General features: G+C 60.4%; 13 protein-coding genes. 6 read left to right on the top strand and 7 right to left on the bottom strand.

Going from position 1 to position 14,133, the window contains the following annotated elements:
* The first annotated feature begins 232 nt into the window (after positions 1 to 232).
* Together G8764_RS16615 and G8764_RS22565 are read left to right on the top strand one after the other, a co-directional pair.
* Positions 233 to 2,320, top strand: coding sequence for an EAL domain-containing protein (locus G8764_RS16615; RefSeq protein ID WP_166165802.1), 2,088 nt, complete (start codon positions 233 to 235; stop codon positions 2,318 to 2,320).
* 331 nt (positions 2,321 to 2,651) lie between these two features.
* Positions 2,652 to 3,464 carry a CsgG/HfaB family protein gene (locus G8764_RS22565; RefSeq protein WP_207951932.1) on the top strand — a complete coding sequence of 271 codons (813 nt, stop codon included), beginning with the start codon at positions 2,652 to 2,654 and terminating at the stop codon, positions 3,462 to 3,464.
* A gap of 223 nt (positions 3,465 to 3,687) precedes the next feature.
* Here the strand turns inward: G8764_RS22565 and gspM are convergent, their stop codons facing one another.
* The 7 genes from gspM to gspG are packed head-to-tail and all read right to left on the bottom strand — an operon-like array spanning position 3,688 to position 8,423.
* Positions 3,688 to 4,182, bottom strand: coding sequence for a type II secretion system protein GspM (gene gspM, locus G8764_RS16605; protein WP_166165801.1), 495 nt, complete (start codon positions 4,180 to 4,182; stop codon positions 3,688 to 3,690).
* Complete coding sequence (gene gspL, locus G8764_RS16600; protein ID WP_166165800.1) at positions 4,179 to 5,435, bottom strand: type II secretion system protein GspL; 1,257 nt, start codon at positions 5,433 to 5,435, stop codon at positions 4,179 to 4,181. Before gspL ends, gspM begins: the two co-directional genes overlap by 4 nt.
* A gap of 7 nt (positions 5,436 to 5,442) precedes the next feature.
* On the bottom strand, positions 5,443 to 6,450 hold the full coding sequence (gene gspK / locus G8764_RS16595) for a type II secretion system minor pseudopilin GspK (protein WP_166165799.1): 1,008 nt from the start codon (positions 6,448 to 6,450) through the stop codon (positions 5,443 to 5,445).
* Positions 6,447 to 7,070: a type II secretion system minor pseudopilin GspJ gene (gspJ, locus tag G8764_RS16590; protein ID WP_166165798.1), complete on the bottom strand. Its 624-nt coding sequence runs from the start codon at positions 7,068 to 7,070 to the stop codon at positions 6,447 to 6,449. Before gspJ ends, gspK begins: the two co-directional genes overlap by 4 nt.
* Entirely contained in the window at positions 7,070 to 7,435 is a 366-nt protein-coding gene (gene gspI / locus G8764_RS16585; RefSeq protein WP_166165797.1) for a type II secretion system minor pseudopilin GspI, read from the bottom strand. Before gspI ends, gspJ begins: the two co-directional genes overlap by 1 nt.
* A complete protein-coding gene (gene gspH, locus G8764_RS16580; RefSeq protein ID WP_166165796.1) occupies positions 7,432 to 7,989 on the bottom strand; it encodes a type II secretion system minor pseudopilin GspH in 558 nt (185 codons plus the stop codon). Before gspH ends, gspI begins: the two co-directional genes overlap by 4 nt.
* A gap of 11 nt (positions 7,990 to 8,000) precedes the next feature.
* Positions 8,001 to 8,423, bottom strand: a complete 423-nt coding sequence (gene gspG / locus G8764_RS16575) for a type II secretion system major pseudopilin GspG (RefSeq protein WP_166165795.1) — start codon at positions 8,421 to 8,423, stop codon at positions 8,001 to 8,003.
* Between the two features lie 251 nt (positions 8,424 to 8,674).
* Here gspG and G8764_RS16570 point away from each other — a divergent pair, with 251 nt between their 5' ends.
* The 4 genes from G8764_RS16570 to gspF all read left to right on the top strand — a co-directional run bounded on the left by G8764_RS16570 (position 8,675) and on the right by gspF (position 14,093).
* On the top strand, positions 8,675 to 9,316 hold the full coding sequence (locus G8764_RS16570; RefSeq protein WP_166165794.1) for a type II secretion system protein N: 642 nt from the start codon (positions 8,675 to 8,677) through the stop codon (positions 9,314 to 9,316).
* Between the two features lie 84 nt (positions 9,317 to 9,400).
* The gene (gspD, locus tag G8764_RS16565) at positions 9,401 to 11,344 is read left to right on the top strand and encodes a type II secretion system secretin GspD (protein WP_166165793.1); all 1,944 of its coding nucleotides are present in this window, start codon (positions 9,401 to 9,403) and stop codon (positions 11,342 to 11,344) included.
* A 29-nt stretch (positions 11,345 to 11,373) separates the two neighbouring features.
* Complete coding sequence (gene gspE / locus G8764_RS16560; protein ID WP_166165792.1) at positions 11,374 to 12,867, top strand: type II secretion system ATPase GspE; 1,494 nt, start codon at positions 11,374 to 11,376, stop codon at positions 12,865 to 12,867.
* Positions 12,868 to 12,878: 11 nt separating this feature from the next.
* Positions 12,879 to 14,093, top strand: a complete 1,215-nt coding sequence (gene gspF / locus G8764_RS16555; RefSeq protein WP_166165791.1) for a type II secretion system inner membrane protein GspF — start codon at positions 12,879 to 12,881, stop codon at positions 14,091 to 14,093.
* Positions 14,094 to 14,133: the final 40 nt, after the last annotated feature.

Here is a 14,133-nt window from a genome sequence, read left to right as displayed (position 1 = left end):
GTTGTGGCCAAGGAGGCGGGCGTATATTGATGGGATTGATCTATCCAGCGTATCTTTAGACTAGTTTTGTATATGACTCCCAAGCCGCTTGGTCAGGTTGGGCAGGGCTGTTTATACTTATACGTTGGGTGTACGGCTTTTTTTTCAGAAGCAAAACTTATAAAAACTATAAAATGCGCCAGCACAACGAGCGCTGCGCCAGACCGCTAACCTAACTCAATCGAGGAAGCGCGTGACGGAAGAGGATCGAACCCAATTAGGCTTGTTACTGGAGCAGGCGGCCGCTGAGCACAGCGATATGGTGCTCGGGGTGCGTGCTGACGGCAGCATGTACTACGCCAGTGCCTCGATTGAGGCGGTGTTGGGTTACTGTGACCGGGACTTCCTGCGACTCTACAATCACTCCCTCGACTTCGAAGACGACCAGCGCTTTCTCGGCGTGCGTCAATTTATCTATCGCCAGCTGGAAAAGCTGAATACCGAAATGCAAACCGGCTACGCCTGCGAGCCGGAAACCCTGGCGATCAATCATCGTGACGGCTTCCGGGTGTCGCTCAGTGTGCAGTGCATTCCCTCGCTGGACGACAATAATACCCTCCAGGGCGCGGTCTGTATCTGTCGGGATATCAGTGCCCGCAAGCACCGGGTCGATGATGTGGCGCTGGCGAGCGCGGTGTTTGAGAACACCATGATCGGCATCTATGTGACCGATTCCTTCGGTAAAATCATCCAGACCAATAGCACCTTCACTCGCATTACCGGTTACCAGCCGGAGGAAGTGATCGGTGACTCACCCCGCCTGATCGATGTTGAGCGCTACGCGCCAACTTTCTTGCGGGCGGTGCGCCAGAGCCTCGAAAACAACGATGGTTGGGAGGGAGAGATCCAGCACCGGCACAAGGACGGGCACGCCTTTACCGCCTGGAGTTCCTTTGCGGTGCTACGCGACGCCAACCGCAAAATTGTTAATACCATCGGCTATTTCTCCGATCTCACGGAGCGCCGCAGCACTGACATGAAAATCCATCGGCTGGCGTATTTCGACCCGCTTACCGGCCTGCCCAATGGCAACCTGTTTACCGATCGCCTGCAGCAGGCGATGTTCCAAACCCGGCGTCGGGGCGGATCGCTGGCGCTGCTGGTGCTGGACCTGGACAGCTTTCGCGGGGTCAATGACCGGCTCGGGCACGCGGTGGGCGACGCCCTGTTGCAGCAGGTGAGCCGGCGCATTGCCGACTGTATTCGGGCCGAAGATACCCTCGCGCACCTGGATGAAGACAAGTTTGCGGTTATTCTGGGGAGTTTGCCCGAGGGCGACCAGGGCGCGACCTGCGCCGCCCAGGTGGCGGAAAAGATACGGCAGGCGCTGGCCCAGGCGTTTGTGGTGGGCAACCAGCAATTGTACAGCGGCGCCAGCATCGGCATTGCCAGTTATCCGGCCGACGGCAGTGACCCGACCAAGCTGCAGCAGCACGCAGAAACGGCGTTGATCCTGGCGAAAGCAAATGGCAAGACCGGCTACCAGTTTTACACGCCGTCCCTCGACAACAAGGTGCGCCAGCAGCGGCAGCAGGAAAAGGAGCTGTTGCTCGGCTTTAAATCCCGCCAGTTCGAGGTGCATTACCAGCCGGTATTGGCGGCCGCTACCGGCGTCACGGTTGCCTGCGAAGCGCTGCTGTGCTGGCGCCACCCCAAGCGCGGCCTGTTGCCGGCGCGGGAGTTTATTGCCCTGGCGGCCAGCGCCGGGATCCTCGAGACCCTGGGCGAATGGGTGCTGCGACAGGCCTGCGCACAGTGGCGGCAGTGGCAGCACAGCAGCGCTGAGGTGGCGTATATCAGTGTCAATTTAACCGGCCGCCAATTAGCCAGCCCACGCTTGCTGCCAACCTTGCGCGAACTGTTTGCCGACGCCGCCATGCCGGCTGCAGCCCTGCAGCTGGAATTGACCGAGCAAATGCTGCTGCAAAATCCGCAGCGAGCCATGGAAACCCTGGATGAACTGAAGCGACTGGGGGTGTTGGTTTCCCTGACCAGCTTCGGCTCCGGGTACTCTTCCCTGGTCAGCTTGAATCGCTACCCTATCGACAAAATTCAAATTGATCGCAGCTTTATCACGGACCTGCGCAGCGCGGAAGACCAGCGCCTGCTGCAGGGCATCGTGGCACTGGGCAAAAGCCTGCAGCTCAAAGTGGGGGTGGTGGGTATCGAAACGCCGGCCCAGCGGGATTTCGTGCGCCGCATCGGCTGTGATGAAATGCAGGGCTATTTGTTCAGTGCGCCCTGGCCCCAGGGCCGAGGGCAGATCCAGGCGCTTGGCTGATAAGTGTTTAGCGGCCCTCGTCGCCCAAGAGTGAATAACTGTCACTCGGTTCGTTCTATGTGGCTTCTCGTGACGCCCAAATGCTTGTAACCTGTCAGAGGCGCGGTGCTGGTGCAGTAGCCGTCTTTCTTGCATAAGCAGCTATCGCTTCATAGCTAAAATTATTAAACGCTACACAAAGACTGTCATCTCGACAGCAGGTTTGTCCTGGGTAATGTGTTGATTGTCGGAGTTTTGATCACAGAGTCATGGAAAGAGTTGGTTTTCGTTAGTTTGACTTGCATCGCAGGACATTATTACGGAACTGAATAGGTAACAAGGAGTGAATACGGTGAACAAAAAAATGTGGATAGGCGCCGTCAGTGCTGCGCTTTTGGCACTTTCCGGCTGTAATGCAACCATGCCCACCATGGGCGGAACCAAGGGGAATACGGTTACCGGCGCAGCCGGTGGCGAGACTGCCGAAGGCAACAATACCGCGCTGGAGCGGTGCGACGAAACCATGGGTACCATGTCGGTCTACGAAGACCGCACCTTGCCCTGGTGGGGAGAGTACTACAGCCGCTACCCGCAACTGGGCAGTACCATTCCATTGATTCGCATGATGATCCAGCAATCCAACTGCTTCGTTGTGGTAGAGCGCGGCAAGGCCATGTCGGCCATGGCCACGGAGCGCGAGTTGATGGACTCCGGTGAAATGCGCGAGGGCAGTAACTTTGGCAAGGGGCAAATGGTGGCGGCCGATTACACCATGAACCCGTCGATCCAGTTTTCTGCCAAGGGTACAGGTGGTGTCGGTGGGATTGTCGGCGGTCTGTTCGGCTCGGTAGGGGCGGCGGTCGCCGGCGGGCTGAAAAAGAACGAGGCCAACACTACCTTACTGCTGATCGACAATCGCTCCGGTGTGCAGGTTTCCGCGGCGGTTGGCAGTGCCCAAAACTACGATTTTAATTTGCTGGGCGGCATGTTTGGCGGTGGTGCTGGCGGTGGGGCCGGAGCCTTCTCCAACACCCCTGAGGGCAAAATATTATCGGCGGCCTTTGCGGATTCCTACAACCAGATGGTCGGTGCCCTGAAAAACTATAGAGCCCAAACTGTAAAAGGTGGTCTCGGCAAGGGCGGCTCGCTGAAAGTGGGTGAGTAAGCCAGGGCCAGTGCCAAACGGTTGCGTGTTGGCCCCAAACGGTTGAGTGCCGACCACGGGCCTGGGTTGTGCTTGCCGCAAGGCTAGGTTGCTGCCGTTTAGCGCCTTGGGTGAGGGCTTTTTAGCCTGGGGGAGAACAGCGACCTGCGATTAATTCTGGGGGGTGAATTGATCGCAGGTCTTGTGGTTTGCTTTGTTGACTCGGCTATTGCCTGCCGACAGTTTAGGAGCTAAACGTTGCCCGCAAATTGACGCTGCCCGGGCCGCTCTGGTCCAGGTTGATTTCGCTCACGCCGATGCCCTGCTGCTGCAGGTGATGCAGCCAGCGCAGGGTATTGTCGAAGTTCGCCTCCTCCATCCATACCCGCAGGTTGCCATTGCTCTCCGGCTGTACGCGCTTGATTGAGAGCTTGAACTGGCCGGCCGAGCTGTTGATGGTCGACAGGGTATTGCTGCCCGCGGCTTCCTGCACCAGCGGACGGCTTTGCAGCTGGGCGATCGCGCTTTGCCGAGCCTGCAGCCAGGTGAGCAGCTCCTGTTCCAGTTGGTAGGCGTCCCGTGCCTGCTGGCGATAATTGTTGGCCGGCTGCAGCAAGCCGTAGAAAACAATCAGCAGGGCGATAAACACAGTCAGCGCCAGCAGTGCGAGGCGATCCCGTTCATTGAGTTTGTTGAGGTACTGGCTGATGGCAGCGGGGAGTTTGACGCTAGTGTTCATGGCTGGCTCCCCTGCAGTTTGATGCGGCCGCGCACGCTATTGCCATCCTCGTTGGCCGACAGCAATTCGGCCCGCTCTCCCAGTGACGATTGCAATTTGTCCAGCTGCTCGATGGAGCGGCTTTCGATTTCCATCAGTAGTTCGTCCCGTTGTTGATTGAAACGCAGCGACTTGAGGGTGAGCTGGTTGCGATATTCCCCCCAGGGGCCGATAAAGTTGTGCAGCATGTGCAAGAAGCCGCCGTTGCTGTAACCCTGGCCCCGGCTCAGGTGGCCCTGGGTCTGGGTCTTGATGTTGATGATGCGCTTGTCGTCGGGAAAATAGCTGCGATAGAGCGCCTCACTCTGCTGGTGCAACGCGTCCGCCTGACTGGAAAAGTAAATGCCGCTCGCCAAAGAGTAAACCAGGTTGAGGCCGACCAGCACGCTGGCGGCGAGTGCGAGCGGGCGCCAGTTGATCGTATTCGCGGTACTTTTTTTGCTGGCGTAGGGCCCCTGCAACAAGTTGATGGCAGCGCCGCTGGCCAGCTCCAGCTGGAAGAGTTGCTGCAGGCAACTGAGTTCGGGGTGGTTCAGAGGCTGTTCGATTACCGTGGTGCCGCGGGCCTTGAGATCCTCTATGGCCAGGTTGATCTCCGGGCCGGCGCTGCCCGGGTCGTAACACAGCAGCAGGTTGGCCTCGGCTTGTTGCTGCAGTGTTTCCAGGGCGTATTTTAGCTGTTCGCGAGCGAGGCTGACCGCCTGTTGCGCAATAACCAGTTGGCAGCAATGCTGGTCGACCCAGAGCAGGCTCTGCCCCGGTTGCAGGGCGGTTCGCAGCAGGTCGACTTCGGAACTTATTCGAGACGGCGCGAGCTGACACTCGTCCAGCAGCGCCAGCAACTGGCTGAGCAGGCGCTTGCTGATGGCGCAGACAGTGACGTTGTCGGCGAAGATCCTGCCGGCCACCACGTGCAGGCTGTCGATGTCCTGCGCCAACTGTTCCTCGCACAGAAAGGGCAGAATCCGGGCCAGGTGTTTGTGTTGTTTGCGGGGTGCGGTCACGGTGCTGGCCAGCACGTTCACGCCGGACAGGTACACGTCTATTTGTGTCGGCGTGGCGGGCTCCGCCTGCATTAACTGCCCGAGCTGCTGCAGGTTGGCACTGTGCCAGGCTTGGTCACCGTATTGATAGTCGCAGTGCAAGTCTGCGGCGCTGGTTGCGGCCAGGTCGTCGGGCAGTTGGGGCAAGCTGATAATCAGGGTTGAGCTCATATAAGTGCTAATTCCCGGCAGTTGATGTGGCAGCGCTGTCGGTGCCAAGCGTGGTGGCTAAGCCTTCCGGCTTGAGCAGGCTGCGATAGAGCGTGGTTATTGTGCCAGACTCCGGTGACCGGTGTAACACCGAGCGCAAGTAGACGTCGGTATCCTGGAAGCGGGCAATCACCTGGACCTGGAAAAACTGGCTGTTGACGCTGATGTCAGAGTCGGTCAGGGTGAGGCCGGCCATGGCATCGCTCTGCAGGAAATCGCTGTTGGATTGAAAACCGTCGGGCTCCCGGGCGCTGATAACCTGGGCGGGATTAAGCTCCTTGTGCAAACTGCCGAGCACATATTCAGCGGCGGTGTTGGGGTTGATGGTGGTCGCTTGGGGTAGCGCGGTGATGTGCGGCAGCAACTTGTCCAGCTCCTCGGCGCTAAACAGGCCGGCGGCAGCCAGTTCGCTGGGGTCAACCATCGGCGCATCGGCGCTGCGGCGGGGCGGCTGCATGCCGAGGTAGTGACTGTCTTCACTGGCCGTGGCGACGGGCTGGGTGTCCGGGTCGAGCCAGTCGACGATGGCGCTGGTATGTTCCGTGGGCAGCGCCAGCGCCTGCAGCAGGCGATTGAATATCTCCGCCTGGTGGGGCTCCGGTTTGCCGTCACTGTCGACCAGGTTATTGAGGTTGAAGCGGGACTCGAGGTCGCGAATCACGACACTCATCCGGCCGTTGTCGGGTTCGTACAGCGCCTCCTGGTGCCAGCTTTCGTTGCGGTGATCCACCCCTTTGTCCTTCTGGTCGGCCTCCCAATCCCGATACAACAGCTGCCGTGCCAGGGCCTCGCCCCCAAGTGCGTACTGCAGCGCCTGGCTGTGCTGCAAGTGGAAAGTGGTTTTGCGAATGTTGAGACTGGCGCGGGTGATGGCGCCACCCAACAGGATCACAATCAGGGTAAACACCAGCAGAATCGCTATCAGGGCGACGCCCCGCTGGCGCGCCGGGCACGGCTGGCGGAGTGCCGTCTTCACGATTCAGGCCTGTTGACAGAGAGGGTGACAAGCCGGCGAATGGTGCCGAAGTGGGCGCTGTTGAGGGTGATTTCAATAGCCTGGGGCAAGCGCCGGATATCGCTCAAACCAGCTGCCAGCGGCGGCCATTGTTCGCGCCACTCATTATTTTCGCCGTCGAAGTAGCGCAGGCTGATCGACTCCACACCGGGTATCAGTGTTTGCGAGACCGGCTCGCTGCCGGGGGCGCGGTCGAGATTGGGCCAAAAACTGCGCTGCAAGTAATAGCCGTCGTCCTCATCGGCCACCACCCGGTAGTGAACCCGCTGCAAATCGCTGCGCGGGCGCTGCAGCGGGTTGCTCCAGCCGCCGCGGGTCAGGGTCACGCTGTCGGATTCGCCTACCAGCGCGGCTTCCTGGGCACCATAGTCTTCGCGGATGGCGCGCGGGCTGATTTGCTGCAAGTCCTGGGACAGGCGCAGCATGCCGCGCTGCCAGTGGTTGAGGCGGTCGCTGGCGACCTGCAGGCGCTGCTGGGCCAGCACCTCACCGCGCAGCAGCTGGTAGCTGGCCAGCCCCATGATGGCGAAGATGCTCAGGGCGATCATTATTTCCAGCAGGGTGAAACCGCGCTGGCGCATCAGTGGCGCCCCAGAAAGCCGGTCTGCTGGTAGGCGATGTCATTGTCGCGGCTGGCGGCCTTGACCACAATCACGGCGCGCAGCAAATCCGCATTGGCGGTGGTGTGCAGGTCGCGCACCACGATCCAGTCGCGCCTGGCGAAACGCACCTCGGACTCGGTCTGCCCGGCGCTGGGGAATTCGACCGCGAGTTGCAGCTGGGCCAGCTCATTGGCGGCAATCCAGCTGGCCAGGGTGCGGGTTTCCAGCAGATGGGCCTGGCGCGCGTTGCGGCCACTTTGTTGCAGCAGCACCAGTGCACAGACGGCGAAAATACTTAGCGCCACCATGACTTCCAGCAGGGTGAAACCGCGGGTCCGAGTCATCGCAGGGGCCGGTCAAGAGGGGCTGCCTGATTGGCGATGGGGGCAAAGCCGTCGCTGAACAGGGTGCGGCTGGCGCGGCGGTCGCCGGTCAGCTCCAGCTCCAGGATAAAGGCCGAGTTTTCACCGCTGGCCAAAAACAGGATTTCGGGGGGCTGGTTTTTGCTGTCGCCGCCCGGGCTGAGCTCAAACGCCGTGCCTTCCAGTTCGAGACTGGTGTACAGGGGCAGTTCGAAGCGGTGTGCTTGAAAGGGCGTGTCGGTCATTTCCAGCCAGCTTCTCTCCTGTTCGTCAAACTGATAAAAGCGGTAGCCATCGTCCATCAGTTTCAAGCCGAGGTTGCGCTGCTGGAAAGCGGCTTCGTCCTGGGCCATGGTCAGCACCTGTTGCAAGCGCTCGGCCTCCTGCTGCAGCAGGCGGCTTTCATTGCCGCCAATGGCCAGACTGGCGAGCCCGGCCATGACTCCGATAATCACTACGACCAGCAGGACCTCCAGCAGGGTAAAGCCCCTCTGCGGCAGGGCGCGGGATCGCGCTGGCGGGCTCAGGCGAGGCATGGGCACAGGCGCTAGTTGGAGATGTCGGCGTTTTCGCCCTCGCCGCCCTCGCGCTTGTCGGCGCCGAGGGAGTAGAGATCATAGGGCCCGTTACGGCCCGGGCTGACGTACTGGTACTCGTTGCCCCAGGGGTCCTTGGGCAGGGATTTCAGGTAGCCGTCGGCATTCCAGTTGACCGGCTCCGGGTAGCCGCTGGGTTTGTTGACCAGCGCTTCCAATCCCTGGTCGGTGGAGGGGTAGGCAAAGTTGTCGAGCTTGTAAAGATCGAGGGCGTTGCCAATACTGTTGATATCGCTTTTGGCAGCGGTTATGCGCGCCTCGCCGGTGCGGCCGAGGATATTGGGGGCAATGAGCGCCGCCAGTATGCCGAGGATTACCACCACGACCATGATTTCGATCAGGGTGAAACCCTGTTGTGACTGTGTTGTCTTCATGAAGCTTCCTGTTGGGAGAATACTGTTCTAATAATACTGTATTCCTGCCCCGGCGGGGGCGGTGGTTTAATTATGTTCCGGCGTAACGAAATTATTAACAACTTTGTGTTATAAGATGACAAGATTAACCACACACTATGACAATTTCAATTTACACGTGCGCTGCACAGTAGCGGCCGGGAGTGGCCAGACAGGGTCAAAACAGGCAGAATGCATGCGCTAGGGAAGTCACCAATAAAAGCCGGGGAAATATGGTTCGGGCCAGTGTAGGGGGGCGCACGATTACGGTAGCTGCAGCGGCGCTATTGGCAGCGTTGGCAGCCGGCTATCTGCTGTTTTGTGTCTATCAGGATGTGCTGCTGGCGCGCCAACCCGCGACCGTTGCTGTGGCGGCTGAGCGCCCGCAAGCCGCCCCCCAGGGAATCGCCGTGGCCGAGCTGATCAGTGCGCGCCTGTTTGGGCAGCCAGTGAGCGCGGGGCCGGTAGCCAAACGCGAGGAGGAGGAAGCCCCGGAAACCCGCTTGAGCCTGGAACTGCGCGGCGTGTTTAGTAGCAGCAACGCCGAGGCCAGCAGTGCCCTGATCGCCGAAAAAGGCAAGAGCGCCAAATACTATCATGTGGGCGACAAATTACCCGGTGGGGCGAGTCTCGATCGCGTCGCCGCGTCTCATGTCGAGCTGCGCCGCAACGGTCGCCTGGAGCGGCTCAGTTTCAGTCCCCCGGGTAGCAGCCCGGCCAGCAGTCGTGTGGCGCGCCCCCGCAGCGGCAACCCTCCGCCAGAATTGAATTACAGTGCTCGCCCGAGCACCCCCCAGGGGGAGAAACGGGTGGAGTCATTGCGCGAACGGTTGCGGCAATTGCGTGAAGCCCAGCAGGAGCAGGGCGATGACTAGCCGTGCAGACTCGTCGTTGGGTCAACTCTTATGGCCAAACAATATGCCCAAACAATAAACTACCAGGATAAAACCGGCACCACTATGAAGAGACTTAAACACCCCCTGATGGCCCTGCTGGTCTGCACCTGTTGCCTGGTGCCGGTGCTGGCGCCGCCAGCGCTGGCGCAACAGAACTCCCAGGAGCAGATCACGCTGGCGCTGGATGATGCGGATATTCGCGATCTCATCATCTGGGCCCAGGAGGTCATCAACAAAAGCATCATTATTCACCCCAACGTCAAGGGCAAGGTAACGGTGATGGCCGGCGACCCCATGACCCGGGGTGAGGCCTACCAGGTGTTTTTGTCGGTGCTGCAGGTGCACGGCTTTACCGTGGTGGAATCGGGCAATGTGTTGAAGGTCATACCCGACGCCCTCGCCAAGCAGAACTCCGTGCCACTGGTGGATGTCAGCTCGCCGGACGCAGCCGAGGAGATCCAGGTCCAGATCATCAAGGTGCAAAATATCTCCGTCGCCCAGCTGGCCAACTTGTTGCGCCCGCTGGTGCCCCAGGTGGGGCACCTGGCGGCCTACCCCGCGACCAACTCGCTGATCATTGCCGACCGCTCCAACAATATCCAAAAAATTGTCGATATCGTCACCCGCCTGGACAAGGTGGGAGTGGTGGACATTGAGCTGATCACCTTGCAGTTTGCCAGCGCCAAGGAGGTGGTCGAGGTGCTCAACAAGCTGCTGGTGCCGGCCCAGCGGGGCAACAATGCCGAGGCCCAGGAGCTGCAATTGGCGGTGGATGAGCGCTCCAACAGCATTCTCCTGACCGGCGACCCGGCCGCGCGTATCCAGATTCGCAAACTGGTGGCGCGTCTCGACCAACCCCTGTCCGGGGATGGCAATACCCAGGTGTTTTACCTCAATTACACCAACGCTGAAGAGATGGTGCCGATACTGGAGAGCGTCGCCGGTAACCTGCAGAAGAGCCAGAAGGACAAGGCGACCGCCGACGCGGAAATCGGGGTAAAGGCCAGCGAATCCCTTAATGCGCTGGTGATCACCGCGCCGCCGTCAGTTTTGAATACCATGAAAGGGGTGATCGCCAGACTCGACAAGCGTCGCGCCCAGGTGCTGGTGGAGGCGCTGATCGTGGAAGTGAAGGAAGATGTAACCGAGGATTTTGGCATCGAGTGGTGGGGCAGAAACACAGACACTAGCGGTGGTTTTCGGTCTTTTCAGGGGACCAGGTTGGGAACCACCTTGCAAGATGGATTGGATGGCAGCGGCGGTGGATTTGCGTTGGGGTATTTTCGCGGCAGTAGCCTGCGCGCCCTGATCAATGCCCTGTCCGGCGAGACCAACGTCAACATTTTGTCCACACCCACTATCATGGCTCTGGACAACGAAGAGGCGGAAATCCTGGTGGGCTCGAATGTACCATTTAAGCAGGGTAGTCAGTTGCGTGACGGAAACAATGACCCTTTTGTCACCTTTGAGCGCCAGGATATTGGTGTCACACTGAAGGTCAAGCCACGGGTCAATAATAATGATTCTGTGACTCTCGAGATTGAGCAGAGCGTGGAGAGCATCGTCCCTGCGCCGCCAGGAGGAAATACCGACGACGGTATTATTACTGACAAGCGCGAAATCAAGACTCGGGTGCTGATCGACAACGACCAGATCCTGGTGTTGGGTGGACTGATCCGCGACGAGCTGACACAGGCGGAGAGCAAGGTGCCGCTGTTGGGCAGTATCCCCGGCCTCGGGCGCCTGTTTCGCAGCACTCAAACTAAAACTATCAAATCCAATTTGATGGTGTTTATCCACCCTGTCATCCTGCCCGACCCGGACAGCAGTCTCGACGCCTCGCGCGAGCGTTATGAACGCATCCAGCAAAGTCAGCAGGAGTTTCGCGGCAAAATAGAGAGCTATTTTGTGCCGCGCGCGATTCCGGAGCTGCCAGGCCTGCCGGAACCGGAGCCGCGAACCTATACCGCACCAGAGCCGCAATCCGGGGAGCTGAACAATGATTGAGGCGCGGTCCTGGCCCGAGGCGTGGAGCAATGACTGAGTCACAAGCCGCGCCCAAATTACCCTTCGGCTTTGCCAAGCGCCACCAGGTGGTGCTGGCCGGCACGGCCAGTGCCGGGGCCACCCCGCCGGAACTGCTGTGCACCCGCTACCCGGCGCTGGCAGTGGTTGCCGAAGTGCAGCGCCTGCTGGCCCGGCCGGTGGCGATCCGGGTGACCGATGCCAACAGCTTCAGCGAGACCCTGGCCCGCACCTACCAGCGCGATTCCAGCGAAACCATGCAGATGGTAGAGGATCTGGGCGGCGATATGGATCTCGCCAGTCTCGCCAATGCGGTGCCGGAAACCGAGGACTTGCTGGAGCAGGAAGACGACGCCCCCATTATCCGCCTGATCAACGCCCTGCTGTCGGAAGCCATCAAGCTCAACGCTTCCGATATACACGTCGAGACCTTTGAAAACCGGCTGGTGGTACGCTTTCGGGTGGACGGCATCCTGCGTGAGGTGGTGCAACCGCGGCGCGAGCTGGCGCCGCTGCTGGTGTCGCGCATCAAGGTTATGTCGAAGCTGGATATCGCTGAGAAGCGCGTGCCCCAGGACGGTCGCATCTCCCTCAAGGTGGGGGGCCGGGAAGTGGATATCCGGGTCTCTACCATGCCCTCCAGCAGCGGTGAGCGGGTGGTCTTGCGCCTGCTGGACAAGCAGGCCGGGCGCCTGCACCTGGGCAACCTGGGTATGCAGCCGCGGGATGAAAAGTTACTGAATGAATTGCTGCACAAGCCCCACGGCATCTTGCTGGTCACCGGCCCCACCGGTTCCGGCAAGACCACCACCCTCTACGCCGGGTTGGCGAGTATCAATAAGGGCAACAAGAATATCCTCACGGTGGAAGACCCCATCGAATACAACCTGGAGGGCATCGGCCAGACCCAGGTCAACCTGAAGGCCGACATGACCTTTGCCCGGGGGCTGCGCGCCATGTTGCGGCAGGATCCGGACGTGGTGATGGTGGGCGAGATTCGCGACCTGGAAACCGTGGAAATTGCCATTCAGGCCAGCTTGACCGGCCACCTGGTACTGTCGACCCTGCACACCAATACCGCTGTGGGCGCGGTGACCCGCTTGATGGACATGGGGGTGGAGCCGTTCCTGTTGTCCTCCAGCCTGATCGGCGTGCTGGCCCAGCGGCTGGTGCGACTGTTGTGCCCCCATTGCAAAACGCCTTACCAGGCGGACGAGGCCGAGTGCCAGTTGTTGCAATTGCCGGCCAGCGAAGCGCCGACCCTGTATCGAGCCCAGGGCTGCGAGCACTGCAGCCAGATGGGTTACGCCGGGCGCACCGGTATTTACGAGCTGATCGCGGTGGATGACCATATGCGGGCCCTGATTCACAATCGCACCTCGGAGGCCGATATCGTCAAATACGCCCGCCAGCATTCGCCCGGTATCCGCGATGATGGCCGCGCCCGGGTGCTCGCCGGGGTGACCACGGTGGAAGAGGTCTTGCGTGTGACCAGTGAGGACTAGCCCGGTTTCCCATGGCAGCATTTGACTACAAAGCGCTGACGGCGCAAGGCAAAACCCTGCGCGGAGTCATCGAGGCAGACAGCAGCCGCCAGGCCCGCCAGCAATTGCGCGAGAAAGGGCTGACGCCGCTGGAGTTGGCGGAGGGCCAGCAGCGCGGCATGCAGGCCGGGCGCTTTGGCTGGATGGGGCCGGGCCTGCCGGCCAAGTCGCTGGCACTGGTGACGCGGCAGATGTCGACCCTGATCCAGGCGGGCCTGCCGCTGGAAGAGGTGTTGCGGGCCATTGCCCAGCAGTCGGAAAACTCGCGCATTGAAAGTATCGTGCTGGCGGTGCGGGCCAAGGTGCTGGAGGGCCACTCCCTGGCCCAGAGCCTGGCCGAATACCCCCGCGCCTTCCCCCGCCTCTACCGCGCTACCGTGGCTGCCGGCGAACACTCCGGTTACCTCGACAAGGTCATGGAGCGACTGGCGGAGCACACCGAAGACAGCCAGCAGTTCCGCCAAAAAATCCAGATGGCGATGATCTACCCCTGTCTGCTGATCTTGCTGTCCATCACCATGGTAAGCGGCTTGATGGTGTACGTGGTGCCGGACGTGATCAAGGTCTTCGTCGGCAGTGGCCAGGCCCTGCCACCGCTGACGGTGGGCCTGGTGGCCCTGAGCGATTTTATCGTCGACTACGGCTGGTTGCTGTTGTTGCTGTTGCTGCTGGGCGCCATTGTCATCTATCAATTGCTGCGGCAGCCGGCCATTCGCCTGCGCTGGCACCGACAGTTATTGCACCTGCCGTTTATCCGGCGCTTCAGCCGCGGCTTCAATACCGCCCGCTACGTCAGCACCCTCAGCATCCTCACCAGCAGCGGCCTGCCGCTGGTGGAGGGCATGCGCATCAGTACCGATGTGCTCGGCAACGAGTACCTGCAGCAGGAGTTGCGCACTGCCACGCGGCGGGTGCAGGAGGGCAGCAGCCTGCACCAGGCGCTGGCCGAGAGCGGCTACTTTCCGCCCATGATGCTGCATATGATCGCCAGCGGTGAGACCACTGGTGATCTGGATGTCATGCTGGAGCGTACCGCAACCTATCAATCCCGGGACCTGCAAAACCTGGTGACCGTGCTGGTGGGCCTGTTTGAGCCGCTGATGCTACTGTTTATGGGCGTGGCGGTACTGTTGATCGTGATGGCCATCCTGCTGCCCATTTTGAATATGAATCAGCTGGTGGGTTAGGGCCGGTTGCAGCGGGCAGCACTCCATTCCTGACGCCGCG

It is taken from the genome of Pseudomaricurvus alcaniphilus (genome assembly GCF_011440395.1).
Classification (GTDB): domain Bacteria; phylum Pseudomonadota; class Gammaproteobacteria; order Pseudomonadales; family Cellvibrionaceae; genus Pseudomaricurvus; species Pseudomaricurvus alcaniphilus.
Note: the sequence above shows the minus strand (reverse complement) of the source record. Positions and strands in the feature narration are given on the sequence as shown.